22 protein-coding genes and 1 tRNA gene are annotated in these 21,988 nt (G+C 32.0%); 13 read left to right on the top strand and 10 right to left on the bottom strand.

Going from position 1 to position 21,988, the window contains the following annotated elements; translation table 11 throughout:
* Positions 1-2: 2 nt before the first annotated feature.
* From SOI86_RS00115 to SOI86_RS00090, 6 genes are all read left to right on the top strand, one after another.
* Positions 3-1,577, top strand: coding sequence for a CocE/NonD family hydrolase (locus SOI86_RS00115; protein ID WP_320681616.1), 1,575 nt, complete (start codon positions 3-5; stop codon positions 1,575-1,577).
* Positions 1,578-1,636: 59 nt separating this feature from the next.
* On the top strand, positions 1,637-3,901 hold the full coding sequence (glgB, locus tag SOI86_RS00110; RefSeq protein WP_320681615.1) for a 1,4-alpha-glucan branching protein GlgB: 2,265 nt from the start codon (positions 1,637-1,639) through the stop codon (positions 3,899-3,901).
* Between the two features lie 123 nt (positions 3,902-4,024).
* Positions 4,025-5,065, top strand: a complete 1,041-nt coding sequence (gene hemE, locus SOI86_RS00105) for a uroporphyrinogen decarboxylase (protein ID WP_320681614.1) — start codon at positions 4,025-4,027, stop codon at positions 5,063-5,065.
* A gap of 8 nt (positions 5,066-5,073) precedes the next feature.
* The gene (locus SOI86_RS00100; RefSeq protein WP_320681613.1) at positions 5,074-6,057 is read left to right on the top strand and encodes an NAD(P)-dependent oxidoreductase; all 984 of its coding nucleotides are present in this window, start codon (positions 5,074-5,076) and stop codon (positions 6,055-6,057) included.
* A gap of 58 nt (positions 6,058-6,115) precedes the next feature.
* A complete protein-coding gene (gene petE, locus SOI86_RS00095; protein WP_320681612.1) occupies positions 6,116-6,466 on the top strand; it encodes a plastocyanin in 351 nt (116 codons plus the stop codon).
* A gap of 67 nt (positions 6,467-6,533) precedes the next feature.
* On the top strand, positions 6,534-9,116 hold the full coding sequence (locus SOI86_RS00090; protein ID WP_320681611.1) for an ATP-dependent Clp protease ATP-binding subunit: 2,583 nt from the start codon (positions 6,534-6,536) through the stop codon (positions 9,114-9,116).
* 49 nt (positions 9,117-9,165) lie between these two features.
* On the opposite strand, the gene SOI86_RS00085 is transcribed toward SOI86_RS00090, so the two are convergent.
* Entirely contained in the window at positions 9,166-9,636 is a 471-nt protein-coding gene (locus SOI86_RS00085; RefSeq protein WP_320681610.1) for a 6-carboxytetrahydropterin synthase, read from the bottom strand.
* 63 nt (positions 9,637-9,699) lie between these two features.
* Between SOI86_RS00085 and hisIE the strand changes: the two genes are divergently transcribed.
* The 4 genes from hisIE to SOI86_RS00065 all read left to right on the top strand — a co-directional run bounded on the left by hisIE (position 9,700) and on the right by SOI86_RS00065 (position 12,176).
* Positions 9,700-10,362: a bifunctional phosphoribosyl-AMP cyclohydrolase/phosphoribosyl-ATP diphosphatase HisIE gene (gene hisIE / locus SOI86_RS00080; protein WP_320681609.1), complete on the top strand. Its 663-nt coding sequence runs from the start codon at positions 9,700-9,702 to the stop codon at positions 10,360-10,362.
* Between the two features lie 163 nt (positions 10,363-10,525).
* Entirely contained in the window at positions 10,526-11,449 is a 924-nt protein-coding gene (locus SOI86_RS00075) for an RNA polymerase sigma factor RpoD/SigA (RefSeq protein ID WP_320681608.1), read from the top strand.
* A 37-nt stretch (positions 11,450-11,486) separates the two neighbouring features.
* Positions 11,487-11,855: a YkvA family protein gene (locus SOI86_RS00070; protein WP_320681607.1), complete on the top strand. Its 369-nt coding sequence runs from the start codon at positions 11,487-11,489 to the stop codon at positions 11,853-11,855.
* Complete coding sequence (locus tag SOI86_RS00065; RefSeq protein WP_320681606.1) at positions 11,856-12,176, top strand: hypothetical protein; 321 nt, start codon at positions 11,856-11,858, stop codon at positions 12,174-12,176.
* A gap of 230 nt (positions 12,177-12,406) precedes the next feature.
* On the opposite strand, the gene SOI86_RS00060 is transcribed toward SOI86_RS00065, so the two are convergent.
* On the bottom strand, positions 12,407-12,676 hold the full coding sequence (locus tag SOI86_RS00060) for a YciI family protein (protein ID WP_320681605.1): 270 nt from the start codon (positions 12,674-12,676) through the stop codon (positions 12,407-12,409).
* A 100-nt stretch (positions 12,677-12,776) separates the two neighbouring features.
* Between SOI86_RS00060 and SOI86_RS00055 the strand changes: the two genes are divergently transcribed.
* Positions 12,777-13,133, top strand: coding sequence for an AbrB family transcriptional regulator (locus SOI86_RS00055; RefSeq protein WP_320681604.1), 357 nt, complete (start codon positions 12,777-12,779; stop codon positions 13,131-13,133).
* An 80-nt stretch (positions 13,134-13,213) separates the two neighbouring features.
* Here the strand turns inward: SOI86_RS00055 and trpA are convergent, their stop codons facing one another.
* The 6 genes from trpA to pyrC form a co-directional block, all read right to left on the bottom strand.
* Positions 13,214-14,056, bottom strand: coding sequence for a tryptophan synthase subunit alpha (gene trpA, locus SOI86_RS00050; RefSeq protein WP_320681603.1), 843 nt, complete (start codon positions 14,054-14,056; stop codon positions 13,214-13,216).
* 28 nt (positions 14,057-14,084) lie between these two features.
* On the bottom strand, positions 14,085-14,405 hold the full coding sequence (locus SOI86_RS00045; protein ID WP_320681602.1) for a DUF3007 family protein: 321 nt from the start codon (positions 14,403-14,405) through the stop codon (positions 14,085-14,087).
* 4 nt (positions 14,406-14,409) lie between these two features.
* The gene (locus tag SOI86_RS00040) at positions 14,410-14,643 is read right to left on the bottom strand and encodes an NAD(P)H-quinone oxidoreductase subunit L (RefSeq protein WP_320681601.1); all 234 of its coding nucleotides are present in this window, start codon (positions 14,641-14,643) and stop codon (positions 14,410-14,412) included.
* Between the two features lie 79 nt (positions 14,644-14,722).
* A tRNA-Leu gene (locus tag SOI86_RS00035) sits at positions 14,723-14,808 on the bottom strand.
* Positions 14,809-14,982: 174 nt separating this feature from the next.
* Positions 14,983-15,159 carry a DUF3721 domain-containing protein gene (locus SOI86_RS00030; protein WP_320681600.1) on the bottom strand — a complete coding sequence of 59 codons (177 nt, stop codon included), beginning with the start codon at positions 15,157-15,159 and terminating at the stop codon, positions 14,983-14,985.
* A gap of 458 nt (positions 15,160-15,617) precedes the next feature.
* The gene (gene pyrC, locus SOI86_RS00025) at positions 15,618-16,667 is read right to left on the bottom strand and encodes a dihydroorotase (protein WP_320681599.1); all 1,050 of its coding nucleotides are present in this window, start codon (positions 16,665-16,667) and stop codon (positions 15,618-15,620) included.
* Positions 16,668-16,785: 118 nt separating this feature from the next.
* Between pyrC and SOI86_RS00020 the strand changes: the two genes are divergently transcribed.
* Positions 16,786-17,865, top strand: a complete 1,080-nt coding sequence (locus SOI86_RS00020; RefSeq protein ID WP_320681598.1) for a calcium/sodium antiporter — start codon at positions 16,786-16,788, stop codon at positions 17,863-17,865.
* Positions 17,866-17,867: 2 nt separating this feature from the next.
* Here SOI86_RS00020 and gorA read toward each other — a convergent pair whose 3' ends face one another.
* Positions 17,868-19,232: a glutathione-disulfide reductase gene (gene gorA, locus SOI86_RS00015; RefSeq protein ID WP_320681597.1), complete on the bottom strand. Its 1,365-nt coding sequence runs from the start codon at positions 19,230-19,232 to the stop codon at positions 17,868-17,870.
* 52 nt (positions 19,233-19,284) lie between these two features.
* Between gorA and SOI86_RS00010 the strand changes: the two genes are divergently transcribed.
* Complete coding sequence (locus SOI86_RS00010; RefSeq protein ID WP_320681596.1) at positions 19,285-20,520, top strand: glutathione S-transferase N-terminal domain-containing protein; 1,236 nt, start codon at positions 19,285-19,287, stop codon at positions 20,518-20,520.
* Here the strand turns inward: SOI86_RS00010 and dnaA are convergent.
* Positions 20,515-21,909 (bottom strand): chromosomal replication initiator protein DnaA, encoded by a 1,395-nt coding sequence (gene dnaA / locus SOI86_RS00005; protein WP_320681595.1) that lies wholly within the window; start codon positions 21,907-21,909, stop codon positions 20,515-20,517. The genes SOI86_RS00010 and dnaA overlap by 6 nt on opposite strands.
* Positions 21,910-21,988: the final 79 nt, after the last annotated feature.

Raw genomic sequence — 21,988 nt, 5'->3', positions numbered from 1 at the left:
AAATGTTTGGTTCAAGATGGTTTGACAAGTCTCTAGTACTTAGAGATGGAGTAAGACTTATATCAAGGATTTGGTTACCTAATAGTAATGGGCCATGGCCTGCATTATTAATGAGACAACCTTATGGCAGGGAAATAGCTTCAACTATTACATATTCTCACCCTGAATGGTGGGCTTCCAAAGGGTATATGGTAATAATTCAAGATGTTAGAGGTATGGGTTCTTCTGAAGGAGTTTTTAATGGTTTCAAACAAGAAGCTAGCGATACTTCAGAAACACATGAATGGGTAAGGTCTCTAAAAGAATGCAATGGAAAACTTGGCTTATATGGTTTTTCATATCAAGGATTTACTCAACTAACTGGTGAATTAAATTCAAAGCCGCCCGATTGTTTATCTCCAGCGATGACTGGGATTAATATTAAAGATCATTGGTGCTCAGATGGAGGAGCATATTGGTGGCATAACAATATTGCATGGGGACTTCAAATCGCAGCAATAAAAATGAAAAGAGAAAATAATTTATTTGAGTGGGAAAAGATAAGATTAGCCTTAGAAAATAAAAGTTATTTAAGGGAAGGAATTGATATTTTAAAAAAATATGATCCTAATAGCTTTGTTTTGGAATGGCTTGAAAATTTAAATAATGGTGTTCACTTTGAAGAATTTAATCCAATTTCAACATGGATTAAACAACCTATGTTAATTATTGGAGGGCTTTGGGATCCACATTTAAAAGGTGCCTGTGATCTTTATAAAAAATCTAAAGAAGCTGGAGGTAGTCCAGAGATTATTATTGGGAATGCGACACATCTAAATTGGTGGGAAGGATCACAAGAATCTTTATTAAAATTCTTTGATAAACATTTAAAGTCAGATGAAAAGTTTAATGTTAAAAATTCAAAAAGCGAGAAAAAAATATGGAATATTTCATTAAATAAATGGGAAGAATTAGATAATAAATTTCACCCTGAATTTATTTTTGGGCTCAAAAGCGATGGCACAGCCAATGTAAATGTCAAAAATGGAAGTCTAATAATAAATTCAAAAGGATCAGGATGGTTCACAATTGTTAATGACCCCTGGAGACCTACTCCATCTGACGGTGGTCATTTAGGTCCAAATCCAGGAAAGTTTAATAGAAATATTATTGATGAACGCCTTGATGTAGGTATTTTTCAAACCAATTTTTTTGAAGAAGATCAATATTTCAAAGGAGTCCCCACATTAGAAATTGCTGTGAAAAGTGATCAGCCCAATTTCGATATCTGCCTTGCTTTATCTCTAGTTGAAAAAGGTGATAAAAAGGTTAATCAATTTTCAACTGGCTTTTTAAGGGTTAAAAACTCCAAAATAAGTGAAGAATGCATATATCAAATAACAATGCAGCCAACAAATATTTGTTTGATTAAAGGTAGCAAGCTTCGCCTTTCTATATCTGCAGCAGCTTATCCAGCTATTGGAGTTAATCCTGGATTTGGGAAGGGAAATATTGGGGCCCCTTCAGCAAATCATAGAATTATTACTCTAAGTTTCAGTCTTAATAAAACATTTATGAAAATGACCCCTTTTTTTTAATAAATAATTATTTTTTTGGTTAATCATTTGATATTATTAATCCTTAATATCTACCAGTCATGATCGAGACAATTCAAGCAGACTGGATTAAATCAGAAGCTATCAACCTAGAAAATTGTTGCAATGATAATCCATTAAAAATATTAGGCCCTCATTTTTATAAAGAGCAATGGGTAATAAGGGTATGGATGCCTGAAGCGGACGAAGTTATAATAACTTTCAAAAACAATACCTACAAGGCGGAAAGCATAAACCATAAATGGCTTTTTGAAGCAATCCTGCCTGAAAATCCAAATTCTAATTACGAAATAAATATTTTAAGAGGAGGGATCAAACATACACAACATGACCCTTGGTCATATAGAGAAGAGTGGATGGGAGAAGTTGATAGGCATCTTTTTGCTGAAGGTAATCATCATCATATTTGGAAAAAAATGGGAGCACATCTCATTGAAGAAAAGAATCAAAAAGGAGTCATGTTTTGCATTTGGGCTCCAAATGCAAAATCAATCTCGATAATCGGAGATATAAATTCTTGGGATGGAAGACATCATCCAATGCAAAAAAGATTAGGGGGAATTTGGGAAATATTCATGCCAACAATGGAAGAGGGAGCCACATATAAATACGAAATAAGAACGCAACAAGGTCATATTTATGAGAAAGCTGATCCATATGGTTTCCTTCATGAAATCAGGCCTCAAAATGGTTCAATAGTTTCTAAATTGAACAATTTTAATTGGAATGATAGTACTTGGATTTCTAATAGAGATTCTTCTAGTCAAATTAACAAGCCCATTTCAGTTTACGAAATGCATTTAGGAAGTTGGCTCCATGAATCAACAGATAATAAATATCTTGAAGACAATGGTGAACCAAGAGACCCAGTTCCTGCAGCGGATTTAAAACCTGGAACAAGATTATTAACTTATCCAGAACTAACCAAAAAACTCATCCCTTACGTAAAAAAGAGAGGATTTACTCATATTGAACTAATGCCAATATCTGAACATCCTTTCGATGGTTCATGGGGATACCAAGTTACAGGCTGGTATGCACCAACAAGTAGATTTGGTACCCCAAATGAATTTAGAGAGTTTGTCAATAAATGTCACGAAGAAGGCATAGGGGTAATTCTTGATTGGGTACCTGGTCATTTCCCAAAAGATAAGCATGGTTTAGCATTTTTTGATGGTTGCCATCTTTATGAACATGGAGATTCACGCATAGGTGAACACAAAGAATGGGGAACCCTAATATTCAATTACAGCAGAAACGAAGTAAGAAATTTCTTAGTAGCCAACCTCGTTTATTGGTTTGAAGAGTTTCATATTGATGGCATAAGAGTAGATGCTGTAGCTTCAATGCTATACAGAGACTATCTACGCCCAGATGGAGAATGGATACCCAATGAAAATGGTGGGAATGAAAATATAGAGGCTGTTAAATTTCTTCAACAGGCTAATCATGTACTCTTCCAACATTTCCCAGGTGCGCTTTCTATAGCTGAAGAATCAACAACTTGGCCAATGGTAACCAAACCTACCGATATGGGAGGGTTAGGGTTTAATTTGAAATGGAATATGGGCTGGATGCACGATATGCTCGATTATTTTGAGATAGATCCTTGGTTTAGGCAATTTCATCAAAATAGTGTAACTTTCTCAATAACATATAACTATACAGAGAACTTTATGCTTGCCCTTAGTCATGATGAGGTTGTCCATGGGAAAAGTCATCTTTTGCACAAAATGCCCGGCGATGACTGGAAGAAATACGCAAATACTCGAGCTTTATTAACTTATATGTGGACCCACCCTGGTAAAAAAACGATATTTATGGGGATGGAATTTGGGCAAAGACAGGAATGGAATGTTTGGGATGATCTGCAATGGGAGTTACTAGAATTTGAGCCTCATAAAGGTATCAGAAACTTGATTGATGACCTAAACGTACTTTATAAAAATGAACCAGCGTTATGGAAAAACGACTTTGATCCTTATGGATTCCAATGGATTGATTGTAATGACAAATCTAATTCGGTAATAAGTTTTATGAGAAGAGAAAACGATACCAATGAGTGGCTTGTTGTAGTTGCAAACTTTACACCTAATACTCATGGATCATATAAAGTAGGTGTTCCTGTAGAAGGATTCTACAAGGAGATATTTAATTCAGATGGGTCTAGATATGGAGGCAGTAATAAAGGAAATATGGGAGGTAAAGAAACTATAAATTACAATATTCATGATTATCAAAATGCTCTAGAACTTGCTTTGCCCCCATTAAGCGTAAGTATCTTCAAACATCAATCAAAAAAATAATAAGGCTTATTTAACTTAGTACTTCATATAAATGTTCATATAACGCTTTTGATATGCTTTGCATTGTAAGATTTTTAAGTTGGAAATTTAAAAATTTTTTTAAAAAACATATCGAATTAAAAAATGGGTGAAAATTTACCGCTACTACTTTCTGCCGCATTAGGTAAAAAAGTAAATAGACCTCCTGTATGGATGATGAGGCAAGCAGGAAGATATATGAAAATTTATAGAGATTTAAGGGAGCGTTACCCAAGTTTTAGAGAAAGGTCTGAAAATCCAGAATTATCATATGAGATATCAATGCAGCCATTTCATGCTTTCAAACCAGATGGTGTGATCCTTTTTTCAGATATTCTCACACCTCTGCCAGGAATGGGCATAAATTTCGAAATAATAGAAAGTAAAGGTCCAATAATTGAGGACCCAATAAGAACTCTTAGCCAGATAGAAAATTTAAAAGAATTAAACCCAAGTGAGAGTTTAAGTTTTGTTGGGCAAGTTCTTTCTTCATTAAAAAAAGATGTGAATAATGAGGCAACTGTGCTGGGTTTTGTTGGAGCACCTTGGACTCTTGCTGCATATGTAGTTGAAGGTAAAAGCAGTAAAAATTATTCTTTAATAAAATCAATGGCTTTTAAAGAACCAGATTTACTGCATAAACTTCTTGATCATTTTGCAAAGTCTATTGGTGAATATCTTAAATATCAAATAAAATCTGGAGCGCAAGTAGTACAAATTTTTGATTCATGGGCAGGTCAACTAAGCCCACAAGATTACGATATCTTTGCTGGACCGTATCAAAAAAAAGTTGTTGACATTGTAAAAGCGGAATACCCTGAAACACCAGTAATTCTTTACATCTCAGGAAGTGCTGGCGTAATAGAAAGAATGGCCAAAACTGGCGTAGATATAATTTCATTAGACTGGACAGTTGATATTGAAGAGGCTTGTAAAAGAATCCCTAACGGGATAGGAATTCAAGGTAATATTGACCCTGGCATCTTATTCGGAGACAAAGAATCAATTAAAGAAAGGATAAATAATACTTTTAATAAAATTAAAGACAGGAAATATATTCTTAATTTAGGTCATGGGATTTTACCAGGGACTCCAGAAGAAAATGCTCAAACATTTTTTGAACATGGAAAGAAACTCACTTACTAGTTAAAAACTTGGCATATAAAAACTTATTAATAACAGGTGCTAATGGATGTGTTGGCCAATATTTAGTCGATTGGTTTTTAAAAAACACAAAGTACAGGCTTTATCTCATGGTCCGAGATAAAAGTAAATTACCAATTTCTATTCAAGAAAATAAAAAAGTCAAGTTATTAGTTTGCGATATCAGGGAATCAAATAGATATAAAAAAGAAATTAGTCAAATTAATTATCTAATACATACCGCTACGGCTTGGGGAGATCCCATAAGAGCTTATGAGGTGAATATTAAAGCTTTTGAAGCATTACTTGAAATGCTTGATATTAAAAAGTTAGAAAAGATTATTTATTTTTCAACAGCTAGCATTCTTGATACAAAAACAGAATTAATGAGGGAATCATTGATTTATGGAACAGAGTACATACAAACAAAATATGAATGTTACCAGAGACTTAGAGAAAGCACATTTGCAGAAAAAACATTCGCTGTTTTCCCTACCCTGGTTTTTGGCGGAAATCTTGGCAAAAAAAGTAAATATCCTGTGAGTTATTTAACTAGTGGATTGAAAGAAATAGAGAAATGGCTTTGGTTAGCAAGATTTTTAAAACTAAATTCTAAATTTCACTTTATACACGCAAATGATATTGCTCAAATTTGCGGGTTTCTAATTAAAAATCATAAAGAAGAGCAATATATAGGCTTCAGAAAATTTGTACTAGGTCAGAAATTTATTTCAATTGACGAAGCTATAATTACACTTTTAAAAAGGAAAAAAATGAAGAGATATTTTTCGATAACCCTTACAAAAAAAATCCTAAAAATATTATTAAGAATTCTTCCTATCCAAACCACTCCGTGGGATAGCTTCAGCATAAAAAAATATGACTTTAATCATGTCCCCATCACTAATCCCGAGACTTTCAATCTTAAAAGTTATGCCAAATCACTCAATGATATTTTAAGGGTATCAAAGTTACCAAGCTGTAATATCAATTAAAAATCTCGCAGTAAGGTTACCAAAGCCTTGTAATATATATATAAAGCAAATTTTAATTATGTTACGTTCAATTTTTGCGGGATTATTCGCAGTAGTCTTAACTTTAGGTCTAGGTATTTCATCCGTTTCAGCAAAGACCGTTGAGGTTAAATTGGGTACAGATGCGGGAATGCTTGCATTTGAGCCAAGTACTGTAACCATTGCTGCTGGCGATACAGTTAAATTCGTTAATAACAAACTAGCTCCTCATAATGCTGTTTTTGATGGGCATGAGGAATTAAGTCATGCTGACTTAGCTTTTGCGCCAGGAGAATCTTGGGAAGAAACATTTAGTACTGCAGGAACTTATGACTACTATTGTGAACCACATAGAGGAGCTGGAATGGTAGGAAAAGTAATTGTTGAATAAAAAATATTTTTTTCAATAATCTCTTTATTATTTAATAATCTTCATAGTCATACTTAAACTTTGATTCATGAAAATAGTTCCAAGCGAATTTTCAAATTCTGCTTGGAACTATTTTATTTTTGCAAAGGAAATAGCTTACAACAATTATCAACAAAATGTAGAATCTGATCATTTATTATTAGCCCTTATAAAACAAGATAAATTCACAAAAAAGATTTTAGAAAAAAATAATGTAAATACTAAAGAGGTAGAGAAATTAATAATGTCTTCATTAAATTCGAAGGCAAAAATGAAAAATAAACAATCTAATTTATATATTGGAGATACCCTTCATAAAATATTTTTAAAAGCAAATGACCTTAAAAACACTTTATATGATGTAGTGATATCAACAGAGCACTTAATTTATGGTTTCATTTATGATGATCAGTATGGATTTCAAATTTTAAATCGAAAAGGTATTCCAGAATTTCTTGAAACTATAAATGAAATGAAGTCAGATCCAACAGCAAAATATGAGTTTGATAATTCAAATGAGTCTTTAGATAAATATGGTATTGATCTCACTCAATCAGCGAGGGATGGGATTTTAGACCCAGTTATTGGTAGAGATGAAGAAATCAGAAGAACAATTCAAATATTAAGTAGAAGAACAAAAAATAATCCTGTTCTTATTGGAGAACCTGGGGTTGGTAAAACAGCCATAGTCGAGGGGTTGGCTCAAAGAATTGTTAATGGAGATGTACCTTCTTTACTACAAAATAGGCAACTAATCTCATTAGATATGGGTTCGCTTTTGGCTGGAGCCAAATATCGTGGAGAGTTTGAAGAAAGAATAAAAAATGTGCTTAAGAGAGTTAAAGAATCTGAAGGGAAGATCATTCTTTTTATTGATGAAATTCATACAGTAGTTGGTGCAGGTGCCAGCGGAGGTTCTTTAGATGCAAGCAACCTCTTAAAACCCATGCTTGCAAGAGGAGAACTTAGATGTATTGGCGCTACAACCATTAATGAACATAAACAAAATATAGAGAAAGATCCTGCTTTAGAAAGAAGATTTCAGAAAATAAAAATTGATGCTCCTTCAATTGATGATACTGTCTCAATATTAAGAGGATTGAGAGAAAGATATGAAGTTCATCATAGTGTAAGAATTTCTGATAATGCTTTGGTTGCTGCCGCTGCCCTAAGCGAAAGATATATTAATGATAGATTTCTTCCCGATAAAGCAATAGATCTTATAGATGAAGCAGCTTCAAGATTAAATATGGTTATAACTTCCAAACCTGAAGAAATTGATGAGATTGATCGAAAAGTTCTACAATTTGAGATGGAAAAATTATCTTTAAAAAGAGAAACAGATGATTTTTCTTTAGAAAGATTAAGAAAAATCAATAACGAACTTATATCACTTAAAGATAAACAAGCCGAATTGACTGCTCAATGGAAAAAAGAAAAAGATGAAATTGATGAGATTAGCACTATAAAAGAAGAAATTGAATCTATTCAACTAAAAATAGATCAAGCAAAAAGGAGTTTTGATCTCAACAAAGCAGCAGAATTGGAATTTGGGACTTTAAATACGTTACAACAAAAATTGGCAGTAAAAAGTGATTCCTTGATTAATTCACAAAAAAAAGGAGAGTCTAATCTTTTAAGACAAGAGGTTACATTTGATGATATTGCAGAAGTTGTCTCTAAGTGGACTTCTATTCCTGTACAAAGCTTAAACCAATCAGAAAAAGATAAGCTTTTGATCCTAGAGTCTATCCTTAAAGAAAAAATTATTGGTCAAAATAGTGCAATTAGAGCAGTTGCAGACTCTATAAAGAGATCAAGGACAGGCCTAAACGACCCTGGCAAGCCCTTAGCAAGTTTCCTCTTTTTAGGTCCAACTGGAGTTGGGAAAACAGAGCTAAGTAAAGTAACAGCAAAAATTATATTCGACTCAGATTCTTCAATTACGAGACTGGATATGTCTGAATATATGGAAAAGCATTCGGTTAGTAAAATCATAGGTGCACCTCCTGGCTATTTAGGTTTCGAATCAGGAGGTCAATTAACTGAAGCAGTGCGTAAAAATCCCTATTCATTGATACTTCTAGATGAAATAGAGAAGGCACACAAAGATATACTGGATATTCTTTTACAGGTTCTTGATGATGGAATTATAACGGATGGACAGGGTCGTACAATTAATTTTAAAAATTCAATCATTGTTCTAACTAGTAATTTAGGAAGTCAATCAATAAATGATTTATCCGTTAGGAAAGAAGATACAAATGAAATTAAAAAAGTTGTAGATTCTGAACTTAAAAAATTTTTCAAACCTGAGTTTTTAAATAGACTTGATGAAATTGTGATTTTTAATAATTTAGAGTTAAATGATATAAAAGAAATTGCAAAAATCCAGCTTCGAAATTTAGAAAATAGACTTATCAAAAAGAATTTGAAATTTAAAATTACTGATGAGGCAATTAATCAATTAGTCCAAAATAGTTTCGATAATGCCTATGGTGCAAGGCCTCTAAAAAGAATTATTCAGAAACAAATTGAGACAAAAATTTCTAATAATATACTGAATAATCATTATCTTAATAAAGACGAGGTTAATATTTATCTAGTTAATGGAGAAATAATTGTTGATTAAAGATCTAAATCAAAGAAAATAACAATACTTGAATTTCAATGATTTTATTCTAAGATTTAAACCACTCAGGAATTTTCTCAAAACTTGCTTTATTAGACCTATTTTCTTTTGATTCTGTTTTCCAACAACAAGTTCTTCCCTTATCCTTATCCTGTAAGTATTCATTAGCCCATCTCCAAATTAATTCAGAAGTAAACTCCATTCCCACATTATCCATAATTCTCAAATCTAAAGCTTCTAAATTATGTAATTTTTCCCAGTAACTCAGTAAGGGATCATCTTTATTTATCAAAAATGTATGGTCAAATTGCTCCTTTAGTTTACTTTCAAGGGGCCTTAGACTTGAAAAATCCACAACAAAACCATTAGGGTCTAACTTTTTTGCAGTAAACCAAAAGGTGAATGATCTTGAATATCCATGTACAAACCTGCAGTGGCCTTCATGGCGCCATTGCCTGTGTGAACAGGGAAAATCATCATAACTTTTACTGCATGAAAATTTCAGAGAATGAATATACATCAATTAACTGTTAGGATAATTTTTAATAAAACATACTGAGTAGGATTTAACATACCAAACATAATGAATTATTCAACTAATTTTTCCATAGAAGATCTACACTTTGATAATTATGGATTAATCCCTGCAATAGCACAAGATTGGTTAGACGGATCAATTCTTATGCTTGCTTGGATGAATAAAGAATCATTAACAAAGACTCTTGAGACCAAAAACGTTCATTACTGGAGTAGATCAAGATCCGAAATTTGGAGAAAGGGAGCCACAAGTGGAAGTACCCAAATACTTAAAAAGATAAGATTCGATTGCGATAATGATGCACTAATACTTTTAATTGAACAAAATGGTTCAGGGGCTTGTCACACTGGCGAAAAAAGTTGTTTTTTCAACGAAATCCAGATTAACCAAAATGATAAAAAAGAGAAACGAACAACTCCCTTCTCAAATATTTGCTCTGAATTATTCAATACTATTAACGATAGATCAATAAATCCTTCAGAGAAAAGTTACACAAATTATTTATTAACAAAAGGAAGTAATACTATTTTGAAAAAAATAGGAGAGGAATCTGCAGAATTTATAATGGCTTGCAAAGATAATAATAAAAATTCAATCTCAAGTGAAGCTGCCGATTTAATTTATCATCTGCAAGTAGCCCTTATGTACAAAGGTGTCGAGTGGAGAGATGTTCTTGCTGAACTAGAATCAAGAAAAAAAATTAAATAATTAAATTTAGGATTATTTCATTAAAAAATTGAGTTAATAGTAAATAGTTATTAATTAATAATTAACTAATCAATAATTATTAATTAATTATTAATTAATTATTACATGTATAGCTTATTTAGAAATTGACTATAAGTTAAATATATTACTAATGGAATAAATTTTGAGTTCATTAAGCGATTATCTCGTAGAAATTGGACGTAGAAAGCTTTTGTCGCCTGAGGAAGAACTCACACTGGGCAAAAAAGTGCAGGCGATGGTTGCTCTAAAAGATAGGTGTCAATTATCAGGAGGCACAGGACCAGCCTGTATATTTTCCGAAGAAGAAAATCAAGCTATTAAAAGTGGAATGAAAGCTAAAGAAGACATGGTAGAGGCCAATCTTAGGTTAGTAGTGAATCTAGCAAAAAAATATCAGGGTAAAGGATTAGATTTATTGGATTTAATTCAGGAAGGAACTCAGGGCCTTATAAGGGCAGTCGAGAAATTTGACCCCAAAAGAGGTCATCGCTTTTCAACATATGCCTATTGGTGGATTAGGCAAGGGCTAAATAGAGCATTATCAACCCAAAGTAGGACAATTAGGATACCTGTAAATATTAATGAAAAACTTACAAAATTAAGATCAGCCAAATCAAAACTTATGCAGATTAAGGGAACCTCCCCTACATGCAATGAGCTGGCTGAAGAAATGAAAATAACCAAGGAGGAAGTTGAAGAACTTCTATCTTGTGAATTGAGAAGTATTACTGTAAGTCTTCAAGGCACTGTTAAATCAAAATCAGATCCATCTGAGTTAGTTGACATTCTTCCAAGTGATCAAACTCCTCCAATGGAATTAGCAGAATTAGCCGAAAGGACAGCCTCTGCTTGGAAGTTATTAGATAAAGCAAATTTAACTGATAAAGAAAGAAAGATAGTAAGCCTAAGATTTGGCTTAGACGGTTCAAATGAGTGGAGAACTTTAGCTGAAGTGGCAAGACATATGAGTTGTAGTAGGGAATATTGCCGACAAGTAGTTCAACGTGCCTTAAGAAAACTTAGAAAAGCAGGCATACAGAATGGATTAGTTGATAGTATTAGCTAAAAATTCCATTAAAAATTCTTAAATTTCATTTACAAGGATGAAAGATAATTACAAAAGCCAAGAAAAAATTTATGATGCTGAAGTTTTAGAAAGTTCAACAATTGATGAGAATATCATTATAAAGATTCTTATTAAAGCAGGAAGAACAATTGCCAAGCCTGCCTTAGAAGTTTTGGAAATGTCTATAGATCCTTATACTCCGGCAAAAGTAAGAGTTTCCTTAATGGCTGCTCTAGCCTATTTAGTTATGCCATTTGACCTTTTCCCTGACTTTATGCCATTAGTTGGTTTTAGTGATGATTTTGTGGCCCTTACAGCGGTACTTAGTATATGGAGTAAATATATGACTCCCTCAATAAGAGCAAGAGCAGAGAACAAGCTTAATAAATTATTCCCTTTTTATTGAATGAGTAGATTATCTCAACAGGAAGAGAAAGAACTTGTCTCATTCATTAAAGATTGGTTGAAATCTCTTGGATTAAGCCAAAAAGATTTAGCAAATGAATTAAATATTAAATCGAGCAGGACTTCTGAAATAATTATAAAAATTAAAGAATTACATAAAAAAGGCGGTATGTTCAACATTGCAAAAAATCTCATAAAGATTGAACAAAATTGGTTAAACAATATCAAGAATGATTATAGAGAGACAAAACAAGCACCTCCATATAATCAATTAGATATCGACTCTTTAGTAAACAAGATAAATCAAGATATAAGTAAATAAATTTTTTCAGAACCTTATATTTTAACTAGAAATAATCTTCAGACTTAACAACGAGATTTCAAACAAATAGATCACACTTAAAAAAATAGCCTATGAATAAATAATTATCACGTTAATTCCTTTACATAAAAAATATTTAATTATTAATGTAAAAATAATTAAATATTTTCTTTAAATAAATTTTACTTTAATAAATACTATATATTACTTGAATATATTATGTATTATATTCAAAAAGCCTGAAGCCACGGATAAACATCATAATTAATCCATATACCTTTCTCCCAATATATATCTTCTTCAATAAAATCTCTTAATTGATTTTCATCATTAGCATTAAAAATTCCAAACAAATATTTAGTACATTTTGTTGGCCCTAAAGTAACTAAAATATTGCGATCTTTTAAGTTTTTAAGTCTATTAAGATGTTGTTTACGAAAAGGTTCCCTTTTAATAATTGCATCTTCACAGTACTTCCCAAACACAACAAACTTTTCCATTTTTAAAGATAACTAATACAATAAATATATACTAAAATAATTGCATATATTACACACAAATTGCTATCTTATTTAAGAAGAACATTCTTTATAATTAATCATGCTCACTGGTACTGATCTTCTTGCAAAAGTCAAAGAACTTGGTGATGCTAGCAAGTCCGACCTTGTTCGCGCATGTGGATACGTTTCCACTAAGAAAAATGGTAGTGAGCGCTTAAATTTCACCGCATTTTATGAAGCACTTTTAGAAGCAAAAGGAGTTAATCTTGGAGATGCTGGAGTTGCAGGTATTGGTAAAGGAGGAAGGAAACTAAGTTACATCGCTACAGTTCAAGGTAATGGTAACCTTTTGATTGGGAAAGCATATACAGCACTTTTAGATTTAAAAGCAGGGGATGAATTTGAAATTAAGCTTGGAAGAAAACAAATAAGATTATTACCTACTGAAGAATCTTAAAGATAACAAACATAAATTTGATAATTAATTTTTCAAATCCCTATTTAGTTAATTTTTTCAAGAAAATACTCTCTTAATATTTATATTTTTTGATCAGCGGCTAAACGCATATCTTTACAAAATTGACCAACATTATCAACGACATCTTTTTCACTTGAACTAGAAATTCGTTTTACAAATGCACTACCAATTATTACTCCATCTGCTCCCCACTCACGAACTTTATTAACATGTTCAGGGGTGGATATTCCAAACCCAACAGCAATTGGATTAGTATTTACCTCTTTTAATTTGGCAATAAGATTTTCTACTCTATTTTCCATCTTGTTTCTCTCACCAGTGACACCTGTAACACTTACTAAATAAGTAAATCCTTTTGTATGATTTGATATTTGTTTCATTCTCTCAAAAGGAGTAGTTGGAGCAACCAATAAAATCAAGTCCATAGAATGTTTACTAACTATTTTAGAAAATTTATAAGCTTCCTCTAAAGGGAGATCAGGAATTATTAGTCCAGAAACTCCTGCATTAGATGCCATCTCACAAAACTGCTTAAAGCCAAAACATAGTAAAGGATTTAAGTAAGAAAAAAGTATGATGGGAATATTTAATTTACCTTTTAAATCCTCTAAAATTGTAATTACTTTTCTTGGGTTAATACCTGACTTTAAGGCTCGAGAGGCCGCCAATTGAATAACTGGTCCGTCTGCAAGTGGATCACTGTATGGGATGCCTAATTCAATAAGATCAGCTCCATTTTCTTGTAACTTTAATAAGATCTCAGAGGTTATTTCAATATTGGGATCCCCAGCCATAATAAAAGGCATCAAAGCTAATTTTTTATTATTTTTTAACTCATAAAACTTCTTATCTACCTTTGATAAAGATTCATTTTTAGTAATTTGCATTTTGTTATCTTTCATGAATTTTAGATTCTTTCCTATGAAAAGTTTAGAGATTTTTTTCTAAATCTTTCATTAGTTTTTCCTGCTCTTCCTTTGACAACGAATTAAACTTAGTCTCTAGTTTATCATTAACAACTTTTTCATACTTTTTTCTATAACGCTTCCTTTGTTCCATAAACGTCATTTTTCCATTTACAACTCTATAAACATAAGATGTTACCCAGGTAATAACAATCAGAATTAAGATACAACTCGAGATGGTAGTGGCTGTAAAATTGTCGATGCCAATTTGAGGTGCAAGTTCAAAACTAATTAATCCTATTAATGAGACGAATATTCCTATTTGTATAACTTTACCTTTAGTCAATTATTTACCCTTTACCACTTCCTTTTAATCTGAGATTTAAAAATGGAGAAAATAAAATTAAACCTGGGAAGAATAGAAATACAAGTCCATAAATTCCTAATCTTTCAAATTTGCCCATAACATTCCATCTATTATTCATCCAGTAAAATAGAAATAATGGAATAACCAATAAATAGATGGAAATAACTCCGATATATGCAATTAAAGTAGCTAATGAATTATTGAAAAAACTTTCCATATTTGATTTATGGTTGCTTAGTTAGAACATAACAATTATTGGAAGTTATTGTCAGAACTAAAAAGAAATAATTAAATAATGGGAGTGGGGGGACTTGAACCCCCACGAGCTAAATCGCTCGACGGATTTTAAGTCCGGCGCGTCTACCAATTCCGCCACACTCCCAAAGGAATTTGCGCTTTCTAATCGTAGCTGAAAGTAACCCATTTAACCAAGAAAAATGCGAATATTTACATTTTTTGGAGACCAATGGACGTGCTAGAACTATTTAAAAGTTGATAGATTAAGATCCTCGCTATAACTTAATTCTCGAAATATAAGGGGCAATTAGCTCCTTTTTTAATGGTTATGTTCATGAATACTGCATGGCATCCATTTATCTCCCATTTGATGAGCGCCTTCACAGTCAAATTTATAAGCTTCTTTTTCAGCCTGTTCTTTTGTATCAAATAACATTGGCATTTTCATTTCTTTTTCGACGGGTTTATTTGAACAACTTAACGAAAGAATTGACATAAAGAAAAAAGGAAGGAAAGAAATAAAGTGTTTCAAAATTTATTTAAAAATCAATGCAGCTTAGTATTAAATATCTTTCGAAATATTTAAAAAATTGATTTCTTTACATATATATATTGATTGACAGTCGATCTAAAATAAGTGGTAATTAGCTTCTTTTTTTAATGCCATACGCTCAAAAAAAGAAGCATGGATCGCGCTAGATCAAGTTGTTGAGATTTGTCCTTAAGTGGACAGGCCCAGAAGTATGAGTGCGACTGGCTTTTTACAAATCACGAAAGGTTTATGTACTTAAGTGAATTAAAATCGTTCTGGTTTTTAAGTCAGGCGCGTCTACCAATTACGCCACACACATAAAGGAATTTGCCCTTTCTAGTCGTAGCCGAAAGTAATCCATTTAGGAAAGAAAAATTGTATTATTTACACTTTTGTTGAATGATCAGATTAAATCTAATTTTTTAATTTGTTATACCTTCTACTTGCCATTTTAAAGTTTCACCAGCATGAAATGGTTTTATTTGTCCGACAATATTTTTTTCTTCAACAACATCAATAAATTCTGGAATTTTATTAGATCTAGAAACTAATTTTAATTTTTCTTTGTTTGGGGGAACATTATAAAAACTAGGGCCATTCAAGCTTGCAAATTTCTCAAAATTATCTAGAGCATTTTCCTCTTCAAAAACTGTTAAATAGCTTTCTATTGCTACTGGCGAATTAAAAATACCAGCACAACCGCAAAAAGCTTTCCACTTTCTAAGGTGTGGAGCAGAGTCACTTCCCAAGAAAAAACACTCTTTCCCACTTGTTGCAGCGCTCCTTAAAGCAAGTCTATTTTTCTCTCTCTTAGCGACTGGTAAACAGTAAAAATCACTATTTAAGCCTCCAAAAAACATTGCATTTCTATTTATGTGTAAATGATGAGGAGTTATAGTTGCTCCAATATTTTTTTCTTGAACAAAATCCACTGCATAGGAGGTTGTTATATGTTCTAAAACAATTTTTAATTTTGGAAATCTTTCAGCTATTGGAGAAAGTTCTCTATCTATAAAAACTTCCTCTCGATCGAATATATCCACTTCAGGATCAGTCACTTCCCCGTGAATTAAAAGAGGCATGCCAGAATCTTGCATTGATTCAAAAATCTTATATAGATTTTCTATTTTCTTAACTCCATGACTGGAATTTGTTGTAGCATTAGCTGGATATAATTTTGCTGCAAAAAAGACATTATCTTTGAAACCATTTATTAGTTCTTCTTTGTCAGTATCATCTGTAAGATACATTGTCATTAATGGTTCAAATTTAGAACTTTCAGGTAAAGCTTCAAGAATAGATTTTTTATAAGAAATAGCGCTATCTATAGATGTTATGGGATTTTTAGTATTCGGCATGACGATAGCTCTTCCAAACAACTCTGAAGTAAAATGAATAATATTTTTTAATACAAGACCTTCTCTTAAATGTAAATGCCAATCATCAGGTTTTATTATGGTTAATGTCTTCAAAACTTTTACTATTTAATCAATTTTAACAGCAAATTAAAATTGACAATAAATTATAGATATTCGAGGATAGTTATTAATCAATTATTAAAAATTTAATTATCTAAATAAAAGCTTAAATATGAGTGATTTTTTTTTCCCAATAATAGAAATAATTTTAGGAGTGGTTTTACTTTTTGCAGGTGGGGAGTTCTTTATTCAAGGAGCCATATATTTATCTTTAATTTTAGGAATACCTCAAATAGTTATTGGATTAACAGTTGTTTCACTAGGTACAAGCTCTCCTGAGTTACTGGTAAGTTTAAGTTCAATTTTAAAGGGCAGTGATTCGCTGGCGGCTAGCAATGTAATAGGAAGCAATATTTTCAATGTTCTTGTGGTTTTAGGTATAAGCTCGTTGATAACACCTCTTAAGGTAAAAAGCAGAATAGTCAGAAGAGATGTTCCTCTATTGATGGCCATTTCTTGTGCGGTTTGGGCAATGTCATCAACAGGCCTATTAACATTGCAAGCAGGCATTTTTCTAATATTTTGTTTAGCCTTAAATACGATATGGGAAATTAATACCATCAATGAGAAAGGAGAGGATACAAAAGATGCTGAACCAGAGATAGCAGAATTCAAAGATGACTATAAAGGTAAGCCAGAAATTTTACTAAAGTTGATATTTGGAATATTTCTTTTAAGCTTTGGTTCAAATATTTTAGTAAACGGTTCTCAAACCCTTGCTACTCTTTTGGGTGTAAATGAAATTGTTATTGGTTTAACTATTGTCGCCACTGGGACATCGTTACCAGAATTAGTAACCTCAATAATTGCAGCATTCAAAGGCAAAACAGATCTTGCGATTGGTAATGTGATAGGAAGCAATTTGCTCAATCAACTTCTAATTCTTGGAAGTTGTAGTATTTTTTCAGGATTTAAAGGTTTAGTAATAGAACAAAGTCTAATAAAAGTTGACTTGCCCTTTATGGTTTTAACTACCTTTGCATGTCTACCAATTTTTTGGAGCAAGGGAAAAATCACCAGAATCGAAGGATTTATTTTGCTTAATCTTTATATTTTTTACATTCTCGATAAAATACTCTTCTTGAATGGATTTAATTATCTTTCTGAATTAAGAATAGGTCTAATAATTTACTTTTCATTACTTATAGGAATTCTATTTACTCAAGAAAAATTAAAATTTTCTGAATCATAATTTCAGCCATACATTGTCACGAACTCTTCTGAGATAGTTGGGTGCAAAGCCATAGTTTTATCAAAGTCTTTTTTGGTTATGCCTGCAGTTAATGCAATTGATACCATTTGAATAATTTCAGATGATGTTTCTCCAAACATATGGCATCCCAATACTTTGTCAGTTAGTGTATGAACCACAATCTTTAACATACATTTTGATTTTTTGTCTTTAAAAGTGTTGGACATAGGTGTAAATTTACATTTAAAAATTTTTATATTTTTCTCAGAGTAGACCTCTTTCGCTCTTTTCTCACTTAAACCAACGGTGGAAATTTCTGGAATAGTGAAAACGGCTTTAGGGACATTTTCATAATTTACTTTTCTTTTTTGGTTATTAAAAAAATTATCCGAAAAGACTCTACCTTGTTCAATTGCTACTGGAGTTAAGTTTGGTCTGTTTGTGATATCACCAACTGCAAAAATATTAGCGTTGCTTGTTTGATTAAGTTGATCAACGTCTAAATATTGGCCATCCATCTTTAGATTTAAAAAATCTAAATTTAAAGGGAAAAGATTTGGCTCTCTACCTGTAGCAATAAGGATACCATTAGTGAAGACTTTATCACCCGAATCCAAGGTAGATTCCAAATTCCCATTTTCTCTCTTAATAGACTTTAATTGAGTATTGGAGATTATATTTATTCCAGTAAAAGTAGGTGATTCTTCTAAGCATGAAGACAGATCCTCATCAAAACCATTAAGTAAATGTTGACCTCTAATTAATTGAGTGACTTCAGTACCTAAATTACTAAAAATAGAAGCAAATTCGCAAGCAATATATCCTCCTCCAACTATTAATATTGATTTAGGAAACTTTTCTAATTCAAAAATATCATCACTAGTCCACGCAAACTCTATCCCAGGAATATTCAATTTCTTTGGTTTACCTCCAACTGAAATAAGAATTTTTTTTGAACTTACTTTATTTAAGATTTTCTTTGTTCTCGGACAAATTATCTCTAATTCATTTTGAGTTATGAATCTTCCTAAGCCCTGAAAGATAGTGACATTTAATTTATTTAAAGAATTTCTATGTAAATCACTTAATCTGGAAACCTCTTCTCTAACATTCTTCAACAAAATATTTGAATTAAAACTTATGTCCTCACTTTTTATTCCATATCCTTCAGAAGAATCCATATTATTTTTGCTTTTAGCTGCGTACACCATCAATTTTTTTGGAACACATCCCCTTATTACGCACGTTCCTCCTATTTTATTTACTTCTATGATTGCAACTTTTGCTCCATAACTAGCAGCACGTTTAGCTGCCGCCAGTCCCCCAGAACCAGCGCCAACAACAATTAAATCAAATTGAAATTCCAAGACTTTTTTTAATCAATTAGTATAACGTTAGTTTATAGCTTTAATTCAAAGAATGAATGGGATTTTGACATGGGAAGATTTAAATAAATATAAATTTGAAGATCTTGATAGAGTCAATGGTATTAATAATTCCTACTCAAATTTAAGATTATTTGGTCATACCAAAAATGATGTAATAGTTACCCTATATAGGGATAGGCATTCTTGGTGTCCTTACTGTCAAAAAATATGGTTATGGCTCGAATATAAAAGAATTCCTTACAGAGTAATAAAAATAAATATGTTTTGCTATGGTCAAAAAGAAAGTTGGTTCCTTGATAAAGTCCGATCTGGCAAATTACCTGCAATTGAATTTAAAGGTCAAGTTATAACTGAAAGCGATGATATCATAGCTTTTTTAGAAAACAAGTTTGGATCACTTGGGTCTTTTATAACATCGAGTCACCTTATTAAAACTCGAGAATTAGAAAGAGAAATTTTCAGATCTTGGTGTAATTGGCTTTGCCGAGAAAGCTTTAATTTTATTGATAACTCTTTTAGAAAAAAAAGATTTAAAGAATCCATTTCTAAATTTGATGAAATGTTGAAAAGATCAAAATCAGGGTTTGTTGATCCATCTGTATCTAATACAGGTAAGATAGAGCCTGGTGTTGGAGATATAATTTTCATTCCTTATATGGAGAGAATGAATGCTTCTTTAACCTATTATAAAGGGTTTAATTTAAGGTCTAATTACCGCTACATCGATAACTGGCTAACACTTTTTGAAGGGACAAGTGCATATAGAGGAACTCAAGGAGATTTTCATACTCACTCTCATGATTTACCTCCACAAATGGGTGGCTGTTACAAAGAAAGTAATGAAAAACAGATGGATTTCTCTAAGTCAATAGATAGTGGTCAGGGTCTTGGTAATTTTGAATTCAATAAAAATTATGATTCAGCTTATTACGCTAAACTTGCTCTTAAAAGAGTAATAAAGCATAAAGATAATTTAATAAAAGTAAATCCATACGATAAGGAATCCTTTGACGAATCATTGAGATCAGCATTGACACATATGCTCACGGGTAAAGTAAACATCCCTGAGAAACTTTCAGGAAAATCACTGAGATATTTAAAAAATAGAATCTCAGTTCCAAGAGATATGCCAATTATTTCAGCAAGGTTATTAAGACAATCATTAAATAAAATCGAATTACTAAGTAATAACAATGTAATAGAAAAGATACCTCTAAACCATAGATATGATCAAGATCCTAGTAATTTTATTTCTAATTACCTATAAATTTTTTCTTGAATCTATTTGAAGTAAATCTCTTATTTTTTGAACTTGGCTTGCAATATTAGGATCAATAGACAATTTTTTTTCAACTTGTTCAATAGCATACATAACCGTTGTATGGTCTTTCCCCCCAAATTCATCTCCAATTCTTGGTAAACTTAAATCGGTTCCATGTCTCATAAGATACATACCTATTTGCCTAGCCTGACTCACTGGTTTTCTTCTGCTTGAACTAATCAATTCATCAGTAGAAACTTTAAAGAATTCTGACACTTTGTTAATAACTTGTTTTGGAGTTACAACTACGCCGACACTATTCGGATCAAGCATTGGAGCAATTGATTGGACTGTCATTGGCAATCCTGTTATTGAAGCGAATGCAACAGCTCTAGTAAATGCCCCTTCTAATTCTCGAATATTCGAAGTGAATCTCCCAGCTATAAATTGAATTAAATCTCTTGGAAGACTCATCCTCTCTTGTTCTGCCTTTTTTTGAAGAATAGCCGTTCTGGTCTCAAGGTCAGGAGGCTGGATATCTGCAGTCATACCCATTGAGAACCTAGAAATTAATCTCTCTTGAATCCCCGACAATTGATTTGGAGGTCTATCGCTTGCAATAACTATTTGACTTCCTGATTCGTGAAGAGCGTTAAAAGTATGAAAGAATTCTTCCTGTGTATACTCTTTACCTTCTAAGAACTGTATATCGTCTATTAAAATTAAATCTACTTTTCTATATTTATCTCGAATAGCTGTCATTCCATCTCTCCTAATACCACTAATAACATCGTTAGTAAAAGTCTCTGTAGAAACATATTTAACTTTTGCTTCTGGATCTATTTCTACTCGATAGTGACCTATTGCTTGCATTAAATGAGTTTTACCAAGACCTACTCCACCACAAATAAACAAGGGATTAAATTCTCTACCAGGAGATTCGGCAACTGCCAAAGCTGCGGCATGAGCCAACCTACTATTTGGACCTACAACAAATCTTTTAAAGACGTAGCGCAAATTTAAACCATTAGGATTTTTGAATTGATTTTTTGAAGAATTATCTTGGAAATTATTAGAAAAAGATTTTGTTTTATGATTAACATTCAGTTGATTTAGGTTCTCTTTATTTGTTAAATCGGTACTGGTATTTGTTTCGGATTTAAAAACAACTTTTACATCATGGCCGCAAATTTCTTTTGCAGTTTTTTCGATAGTTTCACAATAATTCTTTCTTAACCAATCACTGGAAAATGTATTTGGAGCAATTAAGGTCAATAAGCCATTCTCAAAGCAATTAAATTTAGCAGGCCTTATCCATGTCTCGAAGGAAGGCTTACTTAAAGTTTTTTGAAGTTGTTGTTGAACTTCCGCCCAAATAGGATTAGTTGCTTGCAAAATTTTATTCTCTAGATATTTAATCTAGTTGGAATTTAATAATTGGCCATTATCAAATCACAAGATCACGACAAATTTA

This window comes from Prochlorococcus sp. MIT 1314 (assembly GCF_034093315.1).
Lineage (GTDB): Bacteria > Cyanobacteriota > Cyanobacteriia > PCC-6307 > Cyanobiaceae > Prochlorococcus_A > Prochlorococcus_A marinus_Y.
This window is presented reverse-complemented; position numbering and strand designations above follow the sequence as displayed.